General features: G+C 43.6%; 15 protein-coding genes. 14 read left to right on the forward strand and 1 reads right to left on the reverse strand.

Annotated elements, in window-relative coordinates; genetic code table 11:
* The first annotated feature begins 4 nt into the window (after positions 1-4).
* From rpsK to A8806_RS16410, 12 genes are all read left to right on the forward strand, one after another.
* Positions 5-400: a 30S ribosomal protein S11 gene (gene rpsK, locus A8806_RS16355; RefSeq protein ID WP_009001882.1), complete on the forward strand. Its 396-nt coding sequence runs from the start codon at positions 5-7 to the stop codon at positions 398-400.
* A 110-nt stretch (positions 401-510) separates the two neighbouring features.
* Entirely contained in the window at positions 511-1,104 is a 594-nt protein-coding gene (rpsD, locus tag A8806_RS16360; protein ID WP_109732280.1) for a 30S ribosomal protein S4, read from the forward strand.
* A gap of 73 nt (positions 1,105-1,177) precedes the next feature.
* On the forward strand, positions 1,178-2,137 hold the full coding sequence (locus A8806_RS16365) for a DNA-directed RNA polymerase subunit alpha (RefSeq protein ID WP_109732281.1): 960 nt from the start codon (positions 1,178-1,180) through the stop codon (positions 2,135-2,137).
* Positions 2,138-2,244: 107 nt separating this feature from the next.
* Complete coding sequence (locus A8806_RS16370; protein WP_109732282.1) at positions 2,245-2,781, forward strand: bL17 family ribosomal protein; 537 nt, start codon at positions 2,245-2,247, stop codon at positions 2,779-2,781.
* Positions 2,782-3,029: 248 nt separating this feature from the next.
* A complete protein-coding gene (locus tag A8806_RS16375; protein WP_109732283.1) occupies positions 3,030-4,760 on the forward strand; it encodes a sensor histidine kinase in 1,731 nt (576 codons plus the stop codon).
* Complete coding sequence (locus A8806_RS16380) at positions 4,748-6,310, forward strand: response regulator (protein ID WP_109732284.1); 1,563 nt, start codon at positions 4,748-4,750, stop codon at positions 6,308-6,310. Before A8806_RS16375 ends, A8806_RS16380 begins: the two co-directional genes overlap by 13 nt.
* A gap of 63 nt (positions 6,311-6,373) precedes the next feature.
* Positions 6,374-7,249: a carbohydrate ABC transporter permease gene (locus A8806_RS16385; RefSeq protein WP_109732285.1), complete on the forward strand. Its 876-nt coding sequence runs from the start codon at positions 6,374-6,376 to the stop codon at positions 7,247-7,249.
* A gap of 4 nt (positions 7,250-7,253) precedes the next feature.
* Positions 7,254-8,060: a carbohydrate ABC transporter permease gene (locus A8806_RS16390; protein ID WP_109732286.1), complete on the forward strand. Its 807-nt coding sequence runs from the start codon at positions 7,254-7,256 to the stop codon at positions 8,058-8,060.
* 4 nt (positions 8,061-8,064) lie between these two features.
* Positions 8,065-9,879 (forward strand): glycoside hydrolase family 43 protein, encoded by a 1,815-nt coding sequence (locus A8806_RS16395; protein WP_109732287.1) that lies wholly within the window; start codon positions 8,065-8,067, stop codon positions 9,877-9,879.
* A 129-nt stretch (positions 9,880-10,008) separates the two neighbouring features.
* The gene (locus A8806_RS16400; protein WP_109732288.1) at positions 10,009-11,334 is read left to right on the forward strand and encodes an ABC transporter substrate-binding protein; all 1,326 of its coding nucleotides are present in this window, start codon (positions 10,009-10,011) and stop codon (positions 11,332-11,334) included.
* A 349-nt stretch (positions 11,335-11,683) separates the two neighbouring features.
* Positions 11,684-14,302 (forward strand): bifunctional acetaldehyde-CoA/alcohol dehydrogenase, encoded by a 2,619-nt coding sequence (gene adhE / locus A8806_RS16405; RefSeq protein ID WP_109732289.1) that lies wholly within the window; start codon positions 11,684-11,686, stop codon positions 14,300-14,302.
* A gap of 284 nt (positions 14,303-14,586) precedes the next feature.
* Positions 14,587-15,342 carry an aminoglycoside phosphotransferase family protein gene (locus A8806_RS16410; RefSeq protein ID WP_109732290.1) on the forward strand — a complete coding sequence of 252 codons (756 nt, stop codon included), beginning with the start codon at positions 14,587-14,589 and terminating at the stop codon, positions 15,340-15,342.
* 99 nt (positions 15,343-15,441) lie between these two features.
* Here the strand turns inward: A8806_RS16410 and A8806_RS16415 are convergent, their stop codons facing one another.
* Positions 15,442-16,608 carry a cell wall hydrolase gene (locus A8806_RS16415; RefSeq protein WP_109732291.1) on the reverse strand — a complete coding sequence of 389 codons (1,167 nt, stop codon included), beginning with the start codon at positions 16,606-16,608 and terminating at the stop codon, positions 15,442-15,444.
* A 195-nt stretch (positions 16,609-16,803) separates the two neighbouring features.
* On the opposite strand from A8806_RS16415, the gene A8806_RS16420 reads away from it, so the two are divergent.
* Entirely contained in the window at positions 16,804-17,649 is an 846-nt protein-coding gene (locus tag A8806_RS16420; protein WP_109732408.1) for a Cof-type HAD-IIB family hydrolase, read from the forward strand.
* Entirely contained in the window at positions 17,643-18,470 is an 828-nt protein-coding gene (locus tag A8806_RS16425; RefSeq protein WP_109732292.1) for an undecaprenyl-diphosphate phosphatase, read from the forward strand. Before A8806_RS16420 ends, A8806_RS16425 begins: the two co-directional genes overlap by 7 nt.
* Positions 18,471-18,472: the final 2 nt, after the last annotated feature.

An 18,472-nucleotide genomic window follows, 5' to 3' on the forward strand; every position in this document is an offset into this window, starting at 1 on the left:
TTAAATGGCTAAGAAAGTTACCAAAAAAGTGACAAAGAAACGTGTCAAGAAAAACGTTGAACGAGGACAAGCACACATCCAGTCATCTTTTAATAATACAATCGTTACATTAACAGATGCACAGGGAAATGCTCTTTCATGGGCAAGTGCAGGCGGTCTGGGATTTAGAGGTTCAAGGAAATCTACTCCATATGCAGCACAGATGGCAGCTGAGACAGCAGCAAAAGCAGCATTAGTACATGGTCTGAAAACGGTAGACGTTTTTGTAAAGGGTCCAGGATCAGGAAGAGAAGCAGCAATCCGTGCGCTTCAGGCATGCGGTATTGATGTAACAAGCATCAAGGACGTAACTCCGGTACCACATAACGGATGCCGCCCACCGAAACGCAGAAGAGTATAGTGATCGAGAGATATCAGAGTCGATAACAGATATTCAGGAGAAACTTTTGTGCGGATGCAAAGCCCCTGTGAGGGATATGATTTTCCGCTGATATTTTAGGAGGAAGCGAAATGGCAGTAAATAGAGTTCCAGTTCTTAAAAGATGCCGTTCATTAGGTATGGACCCAATCTATTTAGGAATCAACAAAAAATCTAACAGACAGTTAAAAAGATCAAACAGAAAAATGAGCGAGTATGGTCTTCAGTTACGTGAAAAACAGAAAGCTAAATTTATCTATGGTGTATTAGAGAAACCTTTCAGAAACTACTATGCGAAAGCAAAACAGTTAGAAGGTATGACAGGTGAAAACCTGATGATCATTCTTGAGACCAGACTGGACAACGTAATGTTCCGTATGGGATTCGCAAGAACAAGAAAAGAAGCAAGACAGATTGTCGACCACAAGCACGTACTTGTTAACGGCAAGCAGGTAAACATTCCATCTTACCTTGTAAAAGCCGGAGATACTATTGAAATCAAAGAAAAGCACAAAGGAAGCCAGAGATATAAAGATATCTTAGAGGCAACAGGCGGAAACATGGTTCCTGAATGGTTAGATGTAGATGCAGAAAACCTGAAGGGTACAGTAAAAGAGCTTCCAAGAAGAGAAGCAATTGATGTTCCTGTTGATGAGATGTTAATCGTCGAGTTATATTCTAAATAATCTTTAGGTATAGCTTGTGACGGAGACATCGTACCCCCTCAACATATTTTAACCCATAAGGAGGGTCTGTGTAGTGTTTGATTTTAATAAACCTAATATTGAAATTACAGAAATTTCAGAAGATAAAAAATATGGAAGATTTGTTGTGGAACCTCTTGAGAGAGGATATGGAACGACCCTCGGCAACTCCCTGAGAAGAATCATGCTTTCTTCTCTTCCGGGAGCAGCTATCAGTTCTGTAAAGATCGACGGAGTTCTGCACGAATTCAGCTCCATACCGGGTGTAAAAGAAGATGTGACCGAGATTATCATGAACCTGAAATCACTGGCAATCAAGAACACATCAGAATCAGACGAAGTAAAGACTGCATATATCGAATTTGAAGGTGAAGGCGTTGTAACAGGTGCTGACATCCAGGCGGATTCCGATATCGAGATTATGAATCCTGAACAGGTTATCGCTACATTAAGCGGTGGCAAGGACAGCAAGCTGTACATGGAACTTACCATTACAAAAGGCAGAGGATACGTAAGCGCAGACAAAAACAAGAGCGAAGACTTACCGATTGGTGTTATTCCGATTGATTCCATCTATACACCGGTAGAGCGTGTGAATCTGACAGTTCAGAACACACGTGTCGGCCAGATTACTGACTATGACAAACTTACATTAGATGTATGGACAAAGGGAACATTGCTTCCTGACGAGGCTGTCAGCCTTGCGGCTAAAGTCTTAAGCGAGCATCTGAAGTTGTTCATTGACTTGTCAGAGGTGGCTCAGGCTGCTGAAGTCATGATTGAAAAAGAAGATGACGAGAAGGAAAAAGTACTGGAAATGAGCATTGATGAATTAGAGCTTTCAGTACGTTCATACAACTGTCTGAAGAGAGCCGGCATTAATACCGTAGAGGAGCTTACCAACAAGACACCTGAGGATATGATGAAGGTGCGTAACCTTGGACGTAAGTCACTGGAAGAAGTGCTGGCTAAGCTGAAGGAATTAGACCTTGAGCTGAACCAGGGTGATGAGTAATATTATTTGAATTATCCTGTCAGTAAGACCGAAGGGCATGGCGGGAGCATTTGATTAATAAGACCGAAGACGCATAACCAAATGTTTAAAAATGGAGGATAAGAACAATGGCAAAGTATAGAAAACTCGGCAGAACATCAAGCCAGAGAAAAGCCTTAATTAGAAATCAGGTAACAGCATTACTGAACAACGGTAAGATTGTTACAACAGAAGCAAAAGCAAAAGAGATCCGCAAAGTAGCAGAAGGATTAATTGCTATGGCTGTAAAAGAAAAAGACAACTTCGAAGAAGTAACAGTAAAAGCTAAAGTTGCCCGCAAGGACAAAGACGGCAAGAGAGTGAAAGAAGTCGTTGACGGAAAGAAAGTTACTGTATATGACGAAGTAGACAAGAAGATCAAAAAGGACATGGCAAGCAGACTTCATGCAAGAAGAGAAATGCTGAAAGTTCTTTACCCTGTAAAAGAAGTTCCTACAGCAGCTGCAGGAAGAAAGAAAAATACGAAGGAAGTTGACCTTGTAGAGAAATTATTCTCAGAGATCGCTCCGAAGTATGCAGACCGCAATGGTGGATATACAAGAATCGTAAAGATTGGCCAGCGTAAAGGTGATGCGGCTATGGAAGTTCTGATCGAATTAGTTTAATTCTACCAGCAATTAGAAAATATAGAGAGCAGAGATATGAAGAGATTCATATTTCTGTTCTTTTTTTGTCTTTTGAAATATTCAGTTCCCGATGCGTAATCTTCAGCATAGTATCGGGAATTAGTAAATATTATGCCAGAATGGCTTAAAGACACAGCAAAAAAGAAGAGTAATACGCAAAGATTTATATAAAATATTTGCATAAATTCGGTTATAATGAAAAAAGGTGTTTATGAGGAGGAGCAAATATGAGAATCAGAAATAAGATACTGCTTACATGGATGGCGACACTGCTGTTTATAGGAATCATAATTACAGGCATCTGGTATCACACTAGTTCCAGACTGTCGAATACCTATCTGAAAAATGTGTCCGAAAGTGCGATGAGGGATGCCTATCACGCATTTGAGTACCTGCTGACAGATACTTCCTACATGACGACACTGGTTGCCACCAATGAAACAAACATTATTCAGCCTGTAACCCGGCTCAATAGCGAGGAAATCAGCCGGGAAGGGCAGTGGAACCAGAACTATCTGAATAACCGCAGGACAATCATGGATTATATCAAGGGGTTGAACGGATATAAATACTATATTTCGGGAATCGCTGTTGCAGCCAATCAAGAGTGTGTTTTCTCTACTAATTATATTATTCAGGATAAAAAGAAACTTTATGATGATATTACAAAGCTGGATCAGGAGAAACTTAAGTATTCTATGGTGATGATGGAACCCCTCCATCTTGAAGGACTGAAGTCTACTGTTTCCAGTGATTATGTGCTGCCGGCGGTCCGGGGGATCGTAGATGACAAAGGGCAGATCATGGGGTATGTCATTTTATATTTTGACTATGGAGTTATAGACCAGATGTTTTCTGCCAACCTTCCGGAAGGCAGCTTTTTTCAGGTGGTCAACGAACAGGGGGCTGTTATCTTTTCAAATGATGAGAGCAAAGCATTCGAGCTTGATTCTCTGGTAAACGGTTATGCAAAGAATACCTATCAGGCAGAGAGCGTGGGATGGACCTTCCATATGGCAATCCCGTCTGAATTTTATACGGCAGACATTCAGCGGACTGCGCTCATGAGTGCCGTCATTACGGCTGTTATTATTTTCCTTGCATTGCTGGGCTCTGCGATCTTAATATCCAGAATGACAACGGAAATCAGCGTTTTAAGCAGTAAAATGAAACGTGTGTCCACGGGAGATCTGACAGTCAACTATGAAGTGAAAGAGGAGGACGAGATCGGCCAGATGGGGAGGACGTTTAACCATATGGTACTGCGTATCCGGGAACTGATGGACCGCGTGACAGAAGAGGAGCGGGAAAAAAGACGCAATGAGATGGCGTTTCTGCAGGCGCAGATCAATCCCCACTTTGTCTCAAATGTAATGAATAACGTAGTATGGATGGCGAAGATACAGCATGCAGATAATATTATCCCTTTAGTGAACTCTTTGAATTCACTCCTGCAGAATGTCATGCATCAGGACAAGGAATTCATCCATCTTAAGAACGAATTGGAATACGTGGATAATTATCTGACGATTATGGAGTACAGCGGAAGTTATGATTTTCTGCTAGAAAAAGATGTAGATGAAGACACGCTGCCTTTGTTTATTCCGAGGTTCATCCTGCAGCCTATTGTTGAGAACGCTATTTATCATGGAATGCCGGAGGACCTGTCCAGACAGGGGCGGATAGTGATCTTGGCAAAGATACAGGGGGATTATTTGAAAATTGCTGTAGAGGATAACGGAGAAGGAATATCAATGGAAAAAGCTGAGGATATTCTGAAAAAGGGGAAACAGAAAAACAGGTCATTTAATGGAATCGGTGTTGTGAATGTCAACCAGAGAATCCGCTTATACTTTGGTGAACCTTATGGACTGGATTATGAAAGTGAAAAAGGGAAATATACCAGATGTATTTTAACACTTCCGGTGATAAAGGAGGATACACAATGGCAAAAATAAAAATTGTGCTAGTGGACGATGAACTGACCGCGCGAAATACCATAAAAAAATATCTGGAAGATAGCAGCACCTATGAAGTGGCTGCTGATTTTGCAAATGGAAAGGCTGTACTGGAATGGCTTCGGAAAAATAAAACCGACATCCTGCTCTGTGACATGCAGATGCCTGAGATAAACGGTGTAGAACTGATGAGGAGTGTCCATATCATTGACGAATACCTTCCCGTAATTGCAATCAGCGGATACGATGATTTCAATTATGTCAGGGGGAGCCTTATCAATGGGGCGGCAAACTATCTGCTCAAGCATGAGCTTACAAAGGAACAGCTTCTTAAGGTACTGGACCAGGTGCGGGACAGATACCGCATTGTACCTGAAGGGAAGGAAATATATCGGAAAAAGGGATACTGTATCTATGAAGAATCTGAATTTTCGCCGGAAAGGATCCAACTGCTGGTGGAAGAGGGAAAAGTTGATTTCGGCTGCCAGAATATTGTGCCGTTAGCCATAAGTCCTGATTTTAAACTACATAAGGGGGTCAATCCGTACGAGTACAAACAGGATATATGCAACGCAATTCTTGACATGCTTGGACAGATACTGGCGGATAAATACCCCTATTTGATTTATATGACAAAGAAGAACCATATGATTCTCCTTCTTTCTTTTAAAGAAGAACGCAGCATGCTTTATATGATTAATTCCCAGAGCAATCTGGTTGACCGTCTGCAGAGGCAGGTCATAAGAATGCTGGACACTACCATTACGGTAATCAACGGTGAGATACACGGAAATCTGGAAAGTGCAGTCTCAGAAGCCTTAAAGATGGAAAAACTGCTGGAGGATAAACTGTATCTGGGAGGGAACCGGATTCTTTCTTTTGCAGTGGCGAAAGGAATCACGTATTATAACGGGGAACTGCCGGGGAAATTTTGGGAACAACTCTCATTTGAACTGTCAAACCATATGGAGAGCTGCCTTGATACTATATACGATATGCTGGGATTCATGGAACAGAAACGTTTTGCCTGGGAGCGCGTTTTCCAAAGCTGCGGGGCAATCCTGAATTTACTGCAGCAGAAGGGAATTCTGGGAGAAAAGGAGAAACAGGATACGCTGTCAATCATGAGGGAGTATGAGGAATATGAGCAGTTCCGTAGTGAGATACTGGAACAGCTCCATTGGAGCATCCAGTCTTTCAGAATAGAAAGGAAACAGCAGTATTGTGCACCAGTTGGGCAGATTATCGAATATATAGGGCATAACATCGCAAGTGACATCTCTCTGGAGAAGTGTGCGGAATTGGTGGGCAGCAGCTATACCTATCTGAGCCGCGAATTCAAGAAAGAGACGGGAATGCGGTTTGTGGAGTTCTTAAACCATCAGAGAGTGAATCAGGCAAAAAGCCTTTTGATCCGTGGGGACATGTCCATGAAACAGATTGTGGAAATGTCCGGATTTCGGAATTACAACTATTTCTTCAAGGTCTTTAAGGAGATAGAAGGCATGACGCCCAGCGAGTTTACAGCAAAAAATCAGAGTAATAGCTAAAAATATGTTGTCTTTTTTTCCCCTTTTTACCTTTATACTTTGGTTTATGGAGGTGAAAGGTAAATGAAGAAACTAGGAAAAAAGAATGAGAAGATAGCGTATCTGTATATCCTGCCCCTGCTGGTGCTGTCCTTTGCGCTGGTATATTACTGCATTATTGATACGGCTTTTGTAAGTTTTACGGACTGGGACGGCATGTCCGACAGCTTCCAGTTCGTGGGACTCAAAAATTACACAAAAATGCTGGCAGACGGTGTTTTCTGGAAATCCGTAACCAATAACATCATTTTCTTTGTGGGGACAGTATTTATACAGGCTTTATTGGGATTTATACTGGCAGTCTTCCTGAAAAGAAAATTATTTGGGTCAAATGTCTTTAAGGCAATCTATTTCCTGCCGATTGCGATGGCTACATCAATTATTACAGCGATATTTAAGATTATTATGGATCCGACCAACGGGACACTCAACCAGTTCCTGAGGGCAATCCATCTAGGGGGACTGGCACAGAGCTGGCTGGGAGATCCTAAAATCGCCCTGATTTCGGTAATTGTGGTCAATATCTTTCAATGGATGGGCTTTTCCATGATTACTTACTATGCAGGACTGATGGCCCTGCCGGATGATATCTACGAGGCAGCGAAGATTGACGGGGCAGGCTTTTGGAGAACCACGTTCTCGGTGACATTCCCTATGCTGAAGGGTACCACCAATGTATTGATCATTCTTGGCATTGTAGGCTCTTTGAAGACATTCGACCTGGTCAAGCTGCTGACAGGAGGCGGCCCGGGAAGAGCCACAACAGTTATGAATACATATCTGTATGAAAAGGCATTCAATGATTTCAATGCAGGCGGTGCGGCGTCCATTGGGGTTGCAATCCTGATTATTGCGATGATTATGTCATTCCTGCAGATTAAACTGGGAAAGGAGGATTAGGGAGATGAAATTAAAAAAGAAAATGAGATCAGTTTTGCCGACCTATGCAGTCCTGATATTCTTTGCCCTTATCTGGATTCTGCCTCTGATCATTGCTTTAACGAAATCTTTTACGATCAATGGGTTTGGCAATTATGCTTATGTATTAAACTACGAAAAAATAAATTATTTCCGCGTCATTTCCAACAGTTTATTTATTGGGGTGGTGACAGCGGTCACGGTAACCGTGATTACCGCATTGGCAGCATTTGCGTTTTCCAAAATGCACTTCAGGGGTCAGAAGATTATATACGGAGCCATGCTGGCATGTCTGGCAGTTCCGGTGGCGGCGGTAACAAGCCCGTTATTTGCCACCATTAAGAATCTGGGAATGCTGGATACGCACTTTGGGGTGATCATCCCTTTGATTGCCTTTAACTCGCCCATGATGCTTCTGATGCTGAAGAACTATTTTGATACAATACCAGATGAACTGCTGGAGAGTGTACGGATAGACGGTGGCTCATCATTCTGTATCTGGCGCCAGTTTATGATTCCTTTAAGTGTCCCAATGATTGCCAATGTACTCATCCTGACCTTTATTTATTCATGGAATGATTATCTGGTCCCCCTTCTGGTTATGAGGAGTGAGGAAAATTATCCGGTGACTCTTGCGGCCCAGTACTTTATGTCCAGCACGTATCAGAGCCCGGTGGATGTAGCGAGGATATATGCAGTCATGATCATGCTGGCACTGCCATCAATACTGGTATATCTGGTTAGCCAGAAGTTTCTGGTGTCCGGCATCACATCTGGCTCAGTGAAAGGATAGAGAAATGAGAGAAAATAATATGTTTTGTAATCCTGTGCCTTTTACGGACGGAAAAAGGCACACGAATCCAGACCCATATATCCTGCGCTGGTGCGGGAACTATTACTGCTATGCCACAGACGAGTCTGGCGTAAAGATCAGTGTATCAGAGAACCTGACCGACTGGAGTTGTGAAGGATATGCCATAAAGGAAGACGACTACAGGAATTACTGGGCTCCCTCAGTTATCTATATCAATGGAACCTTTTATATGTACTATTCCAATGTGCCTGCTGATTCATCGGACTGTCATGAGGAATGTCTGAAACTTGCCGTGTCGGACCGCCCGGAAGGACCGTTCGTCTGGAAGAAAACGTTCTTTAAAAAATTTTCCATTGACTCCCACCCGGTGATGTGGGGTGGAAAACTGTATATGTTCTATTCCGTTAACGATTGGATCGGGGCAGATGAGAAGATTGCCGGAACCTGTATTTTGGTGGACGAAATGGTATCACCGGAGCAGTTTGCCAAAACTCCGAGGGAAGTGATTCTGCCTACTCTGAAACAGGAAATCTATGAGGAGAACCGGTTCGGTGACGGCCGTGACTGGTACACCATTGAAGGGGCGGCTCCCATTGTGCGGGGACAGCGGTTCTGGCTGCTTTATTCTGCGAATGCGTATGTAAACGAAGATTATTTTGTTGGCACGACCGTTGCTGCCTGCAAAGACAGCCTGATGGATATGAACTGGAAAAAATATCCATCAGGTGAAATTTGGTATCCTCTCCTGAAGAAGAATGAAATGGTGGAGGGAACTGGGCACAACACAGTAGAGAAAGCACCGAATATGCTGGATGACTGGATTATCTACCACGGAAGAAAGGCAGAGGAGACACTTGATCCGGATATAGAACAGCGCGAGATGTATATAGAACCTCTTTATTTCAGCGGGGATAAAGTTGTCTGCTTCGGACCATCTAACCATATGCAGGAATCGCCGGGACATCCGAACATCCGAAAAAAGGATACCCTTGTTACAGATAGGCAGATGTTCTGCCCGGGCAGCCCTTTTTACATCGCTGAATTCTGGATATCTACTGAAAACAGCCATACGGGAATGCGTTATGGTATCCTGGCTGATTATAAAAATGAAAATAATTATTTGGAAGTTCAGATATGCAGCGGGAAAAATGAAGTAAAGGCCATACAGAAAGTGGATGGAATTCAGAACTGTATTCTGACTCAAAGACTGGAAAAGAATTTTGAACATACTGTGCCCCACCTGATCCACATTGAAAAGAAGTTTCACAGGTATGAACTCCGGATTGACTATGCGCCTGAGATATCCTTTGAAGTCCACTCTGGTGTCACAGCTCAGGGAGAAAGTACAGTGGGTATCATTTCTCATTTTTCAAAGGTGGAGATGCATAGTTTTGTTTTGACAAGGGGAGTGGTTCTGGAAGCCGGAGGCCTGCAGGATCTGGGGAAAATCTACTGCGTGAGTTCGGCAGTGGCTGATAAAGATGGCCTGCACAGCTTAGAAAACACGTTAAAATTGGAGAAAAAATGTGAATTTCTGGATTTTACGGAGGAGTTTCAGATTGAAGCGGCTTGTGCCGCTGATAACAGCACAGTTTTCAAATGGGATGACGGGCAGAGTGTTTCCATCGAGCATGAAGACCGTGCATATTCTGTATATTACATTCGCCGTGGAAGTAAGGAATGGCTGATTGCAGATGGCAAAAGGCTGGAAATCTGGGAGAATGCCGACAGCGAGAGGACAGTGCAGATTTGTCTGACAAACAGCAAAATAACAGAATACCGGCTTGCAAAAAATTAAATGAAAAGGCAAAAAAATGGAGTGAATACAGGGAAAAAATTCGTGTATTCTAATAACAGAAAAAGAAAACAAACGGTAACGGTTCATAGTTCTGAACGGTTACAGAAAACTTTTAAGGAGGAAAAAGTAATGAAGAGAATGAAAAAATTTCTTGCCTTGTTTACTGTAGCAGTAATGGTTATGTCACTGGCAGGATGCGGATCGAATGGAAAAGAAACAAAAAAAGAGGATGCATCTGGGGATGGCAAGGTCACACTAAGTTTCTGGTCATGGCTTCCGACCAATGACCAGTCGGATGCTCTAATTGAAGGGTTTGAAAAAGAAAACCCGGATATTAAAATTGATTATACCCGTACCGAGCAGGATGACTTTTTTGAAAAGCTACAGGTAGCGATGGCTTCCGGTACAGGTCCGGATCTCTACGGTATGACGACTGGCTCCATGATGGAACAGTACGCAAAGTTCTCTGTAGACATGAAGGAGACGGCAGATGAATACTGGGATGGCTGGTCAGATAAGATTAACGAAAACGCGGTAGAACAGTGCACGACAGAAGATGGGACAATGGCAGGAATGCCGCTTCTGGTTGCAGGTATGACGACACTGATGTATAACAAAACACTGATGGATGAGTGCGGTATTGATAAGGTTCCGACTACATATGCAGAATTGAAGGATGCAGCGGCAAAGGCTAAAGAACATGGATATGTATGTGTTGCAGCAGGGGCAGCGGATGACTGGGTAAACTCTGACTGGTTTGTACAGGCATCCAATGAATTTGAGAACGGTGCAGTCTATGAGGCTGAAAAAGGTGAACGCAAATGGACGGACCAATGCTTTGTGGATACGATGACAGCATGGCAGAAACTTTTCACGGACGGGGTTTTTGAGGACGGCGCTCTTGGCGTGGCAACCTATCCGGATGCACGTGACCAGTACTTCTTTGCAAGAAAAGCAGTATTTTTCATGACTGGCTCCTGGCATTTAGGACCAACATCCCCTTCTAACTCAGAACTGGAAGGCACGGCGATCCAGAGCAGCAAGGATGTCATCGGCATGGAACCGTTCCCGTCTGTATCAGACAGCAATGAAATCCTTGGAACGTCAGGCGTGGATGTGATGATCAGTATGAACAAGGACTGCAAGGAAAAAGAAGCGGCTATGAAATTCATAGAGTATCTGGCAAACGGTGAGGGACAGCAGTACTGGGTGAATTACCTGCAGGGGTCTCCTGTATCTGATGAGATTTCCTACACCGGAGATGTGGATGGAGAACTGCAGCAGCAGTCAATCGACAATGTTAATAAATATGTGGCAGATGCGGCAGGAAACAGAAAACTTGCAAATAGTGAACTTGAGAAAGCAATCCAGGTTGCGATGCAGAATGTGGCAGCAGGGGGAGATCCGGCAAAAGAGCTCGCGGCCGTCCAGTCTGTGGCAGATGCACAGGAATAATAACCAGTTGAAATGTGATTCAGGTAATTAGCAAAAAGTATCTCCGGCTACGAACAGACCAAGTTATAGCCGGAGATACAAAGTGAGGAAAAAGGGATTCTGGAAGAATTCGCAGCATAGCCAAACCAGTATAGAAAAAAAGCTTAAGACACGGTCTTAGGTTTTTTTATTATACTGGACTTTTTAACTTTTGTGTTTGATTTCAGGTGTTTTGTGCAATATACACAATAAATGTTAAAAATATAACGTTAAAAGTTTGACAAAAGGTATATTGACAATAATTTAACGATAGGATATACTGATACCTGTAATTAAGAAAAACAATTCAATTACGGGAGGAAAAATTGAAATGGCAAAGAAGGATAAGGTCGTAGTACCTGAGGTAGTTGACAGCGTGGAAACACTGGAAGCAAAAATGAAAGCAATGCGTGAGGCGCAGAAAGTATTTGCTACTTTCACACAGGAGCAGGTAGATAAGATTTTTTATGAGGCAGCCCTTGCAGCTAATAAGATGAGAATTCCGCTTGCTAAGATGGCAGTAGAGGAAACTCAGAGAGGTATTGTAGAAGATAAGGTTATCAAGAACCACTATGCAGCAGAATATATCTACAATGCTTATAAGAATACCAAGACATGCGGTGTTATCGAAGAAGATCCTGCATTTGGTATTAAAAAAATTGCAGAGCCGATCGGTCTGGTAGCAGCAGTTATCCCGACGACAAACCCGACTTCTACGGCAATCTTTAAGACCCTGATTTGTCTGAAAACAAGAAATGCTATTATCATAAGCCCACATCCGGCAGCTAAGGCTTGTACAATCGCAGCAGCTAAGGTTGTTCTGGACGCAGCTGTAAAAGCAGGTGCACCGGAAGGAATCATCGGGTGGATCGATGTTCCGTCACTGGAACTGACAAACACTGTTATGAAGGATTCTGATATTATCCTCGCAACAGGCGGACCGGGAATGGTTAAGGCTGCATATTCTTCAGGAAAACCGGCACTCGGTGTTGGACCTGGAAATACACCTGTAATTATTGATGATACAGCAGATGTGAAGATGGCAGTAAACTCCATCATCCACTCTAAGACATTTGATAATGGTATGATCTGTGCTTCCGAGCAGTCAGTTACTGTACTGGACAGCATTTATGACGAAGTAAAGAAAGAATTCGCTTACCGCGGATGCTACTTCCTGAAGAAAGGCGCAGAACTGGATAAGGTTCGTAAGACAATCATTATCAACGGCGCCCTGAATAACAAGATTCCAGGAAAGTCAGCATATGAGATCGCTAAGCTGGCCGGTGTAGATGTTCCGGAAGATACAAAGATCCTGATCGGTGAAGTGGAATCAGTTGATATATCAGAAGAATTTGCACACGAAAAATTATCTCCTGTACTTGGTATGTATAAAGCAAAAACTTTTGATGAGGCACTTGAAAAGGCAGCCCAGCTGGTAGCAGACGGCGGATATGGACATACAGCATCACTTTACGTACATCCTGCACAGACAGAAAAAATAGCAAAACATGCGGCAGCAATGAAAACTTGCCGTGTACTTATTAATACACCTTCTTCTCACGGCGGTATCGGGGACCTGTACAACTTCAAGATGGCTCCGTCCCTTACACTGGGATGTGGTTCATGGGGCGGAAACTCCGTATCTGAAAACGTAGGAGTAAAACACTTACTGAATGTGAAGACAGTAGCTGAGAGGAGAGAAAATATGCTTTGGTTCAGAGTACCTGAAAAAGTTTACTTCAAGAAAGGCTGTATGCCAGTGGCACTGGATGAGCTTGGAACAGTTATGAATAAAAAGAAAGCATTTATCGTAACAGACTCATTCCTGTATAAGAACGGCTATGTAGCACCAATTGAAGCGAAACTGGACGAGATGGGAATTCAGCATACATGCTTCTACGAAGTAGCTCCGGACCCGACACTGCAGTGTGCACGCAAGGGTGCTGACCTGATGCGGTCCTTCGAGCCTGACACAATTATCGCACTCGGCGGTGGTTCTGCAATGGATGCAGCAAAGATTATGTGGGTAATGTATGAGCATCCGGAAGCAAACTTCGAAGATATGGCTATGGACTTCATGGACATCAGAAAGAGAGTATTTACATTCCCTAAGATGGGAGAGAAAGCTTACTTTGTAGCGATCCCTACTTCTTCAGGAACAGGTTCCGAAGTAACACCGTTCGCAATCATCACGGACGCTGAGACAGGCGTTAAATGGCCGCTGGCAGACTACGAACTGCTTCCGAATATGGCAATCGTTGATGTTGATAATATGATGACCCAGCCGAAGGGACTGACAAGCGCGTCCGGTATCGATGTTATGACACATGCAATCGAGGCATACGTTTCTATCATGGCAACAGACTTCACAGATGGTCTGGCTATGAAGGCTGTAAAGAGCGTATTTGATTACCTGCCGTCAGCATATGAGAACGGGGCTAATGATCCGAAGGCACGTGAAATGATGGCAAATGCTTCCTGTATGGCAGGTATGGCATTCGCAAACGCATTCCTCGGACTGAACCACTCTATGGCTCATAAACTGGGTGCTTTCCACCACCTGCCACACGGTGTTGCAAATGCAGTTATCCTGACAGAGGTTATGAAATATAACTCAGCAGAAGTACCAACCAAGATGGGTACATTCTCACAGTACCAGTATCCACATGCACTTGCTAGATATGCTGAATTAGGACGTTTTGCAGGATGCACAGGAAAGGATGATCAGGAAGTATTTGATAACTTCATCGCTAAACTGGAAGACCTGAAAGAGAAGATCGGTATCAAGAAGACAATCAAAGACTACGGTATCGATGAGAAGTACTTCCTCGATACACTGGATGACATGGTAGAGCAGGCATTCAATGACCAGTGTACAGGAGCTAACCCGAGATATCCATTAATGAAGGAAATCAAAGAGCTCTACTTAAAATGCTACTACGGCAAATAAGCCTTTCAAAACTTATTGACCCTGGTAGTCCAATAAGGATAAATTTTTTCTCACGGGCAGGAGCGCGGCATTTAGGTGCCGCGCTCCTGCATTTGTGCGTGATAGAGAAAACCTCCCGCCTTCTGCATGGGTAATTTATTGGTTAAAAAAATAACAATATATAAACCATAAAAAACTTAGTTAAAAATTGCACAAAATTTGCATAGGGGGCTTACATTGTTAAAAAAGTTGATGTATAATAAAAACAACTTAAAAAACGGCAGCAAAATCAGGAGGAATAACTTATGAAGCTGGAAGAAAAAAATTTAATCGTAGAACGTCCTTATAAGAAAGTATACAAATGTGATGACAGCGTAGTCAAAGTATTTGAAACGACACATCCGAAGTCAGATGTATTTAATGAGGCATTGAATACAGCAAGAGTGGAAGATACCGGTCTGGATATCCCGAAGGTTAAGGAAGTCACCCAGATTGACGGCAAATGGGCGATTGCAATTGAATACAAGGCAGGAAAGACACTGGAAGAGATGATGGAAGGCGACAGGGGCAATCTGGAGAAATATATGGAAGACTTCGTAGACCTCCAGATTACGGTACACAGCAAGACATCTCCGCGCCTGAATAAACTGAAAGATAAGCTGTCAAGCCAGATCAACAGCCTGAAAGAAGTGGATGCAACGACACGCTACGAACTTCTCACGAGACTGGAAAGCATGCCGAAGCATAATAAAGTCTGCCACGGAGATTTTAACCCGAGCAATGTTATCGTTGCAAAGAACGGCAAGATGACAGTGGTCGACTGGGCACATGCCACACAGGGAAATGCAAGCGCTGATGCAGCTATGACATACCTGCTGTTCGCTTTGAAGGATCAGGAAGCGGCAGATATGTATATGAAAACTTTCTGCAGAAAGAGCGATACAGCAATGCAGTACGTACAGCAGTGGCTCCCGATCGTCGCAGCCGCACAGCTGACAAAGGATAATGAACTGGAAAAAGATTTCCTTATGAAGTGGATTGACGTTTTTGATTATCAGTAAGGAATGAAGATAAATTAAAAATAAAAGAAGCACTGTATTATGGCATGCATAGTAATATGCGCCATAGTACAGTGCTTCTTTTTAAGCCGGATTTCGTGCCTACCAGCCCTGGAAGAACAGGTTATTGCCAATATTAACGCCGGGCCTGTCCGTTGCCCCTGCATAGAGGAAATAGTAACAGTCCTGTACTGCGGCAAGCCTTGCCCCATTTATCGCATCCTGTGCCACGGTATATGCCAGATCACTGGCGCCGCTCGACAGTACAGCATCGAGCCTTCCGGACCAAACCGGTTCGAACTGCCCGGAAGCATAGACAACGTCTGTAATACTATTCGGGAATATAGGACTGTAAACACGGTTCATAATCACCGTTGCGACAGCAAGCATGGAGTTGTAATCATGCATCGCTTCACAGTCCAGTATAGCTGCGAATACATCCAGATCACTTCCGCCGACATTCGTGGCTCCGCCATTTACAACACTGTCATCATACCCGCCGCCTCCGGAATTGCCGCCGCCTGAGCTGCCGTTGTCGGAATTACTGCCTCCGGAATTATTATTACCGGAAGTACTGGCGTTGGCTTTTGCATTTGCCTCCTCGGCGGCTTTCGCTTTTGCAGCAGCTTCGGCAGCAGCCGCGGCTTTTGCAGCCTCTTCTGCCTTAAGCTTTTCGAGCTGTGCTTTGTATGTTTCCAGATCCGTTGAGGTTTCCTTTGCCTTCTGCTTAAGCTGCTCCTCCTGTTTTTCCAGATCTTTCTGGATCGCCACGAGGGAAGTCTGCTGTGCTTCCAGCGTTTCTTTCTTATCTGCAATTTCCTGACGTGTCTTCTGAAGCTCGGTCAGCATGTCCCGGTCATAGTCGCTGATATTCTGGATAAAATCCGCCTTGTTTAAGAAATCTGTCATGCTTTCTGCTGAAAACAGCATTTCTAAAAGTGTTGCGTTGCCGGTTTCGTACATATACTTAATACGGGTCTTCATGTCATCGTATTGTTTAGCCTCGTTAGCCTTGGCTTCATCTAAGGAATCTTTCGTTCTTAGGATTTCACCATTAGTTATTTCGACCTGCATTTCGGCAGTGGAGATCTCGTCACTTATGGCCAGAAGATCCTTGTTGATGCCGCTAAGCTGATCCTGCAAATCAGAAGTTTTGCTTTTCAGACTTTCCTGGTCCTCTGCATATACGGGGAAAACGGAAAGTACTAATACGAGAGAACAAACAAATGCCAGTATGGCCCGTCCTCCGCGTTTTGAGCGCAATTTCATAATTTCCAAATCCTTTCTTAATTGTTTTTTACTTCCTGCAGGCAAGCCTGTACAGGGTAAAAATTGTTTTGCGTTTGTATTATACTATAAATTGCTTTAATACGCAAATTTTGATAAAATAAGTTATACTTATTTCATAAATCGGGAGATTAGTAAATTATAAAATATAAGAAAAGTATGAGGAATGGGAATCAGATGAAATATAATATAAAGATGATCGGGCTGGACTTAGACGGGACATTGTTAACGGAAAAGAAGGAACTTCTGCCTTACACAAAACAGATACTGCATGAGGCGATAGAAAAGGGGATTATCGTATTGATGGCGACAGGCAGGCCGTTCATGGGAATACCGGAAGAACTCAGGCTTTATCCGGGCATCCGGTATGCACTTACATCGAACGGGGCAAGGGTAGTTGATATGCAGGAAAATAAAGTCCTGATTGAAAAGCTTCTTCCTCTGGAAAAAGCGAAGAAAGCATTGGAAACTCTGGCAAAATATGATACATTACAAGAGGTATACTTTGACGGACAGGGGTACGCTGATGCAGATAAGATGAAGCATATCGGACGTTATCATCACAACCCGTATATGTGGGAATATCTGCTGACGACAAGAAAGGCGGTGCCCGATATTATGGGGCTGGTGAACGAACAGAACAGGGACATGGATAAGATACAGGGGCTGTTTGCTGATATGGACGAAAGACAGGCGGCATGGGCTGAACTGGAGCAGCAGGATGGTCTCGCCCTGGTCGGTTCTCTGGGCTATAATATTGAAATTAATGCGTCCGGGGTCAATAAGGGTACAGCGCTCGTAGAACTTGGAAGAATGCTGGGAATAGAGCGGGAAGAGATTATGGCATGCGGAGACGGAGACAATGATGCCGATATGCTGAAAGAGGCCGGTTTGGGGGTTGCTATGGGGAATGCCATAGAAAAAGTGAAAGAAGCTGCTGATTACATAACGGTATCGAACGATGAGCAGGGGGCGGCAAAGGCGATAGAAAAATTTGCTCTTAGAGGAGGAGAACTATGTTAGAAGCATTAAAAGTAATTTTTCTGGGGATTGTAGAAGGAATAACAGAATGGCTGCCGATCAGCAGCACGGGGCACCTGATTCTGGTGGAAGAGTTTGTAAAGCTGAAGATGAGCGAAGGCTTCATATCCATGTTTAACGTGGTGATCCAGCTTGGGGCGATTCTGGCGGTTGTTGTGATTTATTTCCATAAGTTGAATCCGTTTTCCAGTACAAAGACACAGAAGCAGAAGATGCTGACACTGCAGTTGTGGGTGAAGGTATTGATTGCGTCCGTACCGGCTGCTGTGATTGGTCTTTTGTTCGATGATTTCATTGATGCACATTTGATGAATTACGTTGTAGTGGCAATTACACTGATTCTCTATGGTATAGCTTTTATTGTGGTAGAGAAGCAGCACGAGCATAAGAAACCGGCAGTCAGACGCCTGTCGGACCTGACGATTCCGATGGTCCTTATTATCGGATGCTTTCAGGTACTGGCACTGATCCCCGGAACATCACGCTCCGGTGCGACGATCATCGGCGGACTGCTGGTCGGGGCTGCCAGGGGAGTTGCGGCGGAATTCACATTCTTCCTTGCGATTCCGGTCATGTTTGGGGCCAGCTTTTTAAAAATATTTAAATTTGGATTTAGTTTTACAGGGATGGAAATATTCCTGCTTCTGCTGGGATGTGTGATATCTTTTGCAGTATCTATATTTGCGATTAAGTTCCTGATGCAGTATATCAAGAACCATGACTTTAAGGCATTTGGTTATTACCGGATTGTACTTGGTGCGATTGTCCTGCTCTACTTCGGACTTACAGCAGCATTTGCTTAAAA

This window comes from Faecalicatena orotica, from assembly GCF_003149245.1.
Taxonomy (GTDB): Bacteria; Bacillota; Clostridia; order Lachnospirales; family Lachnospiraceae; genus Faecalicatena_A; species Faecalicatena_A orotica.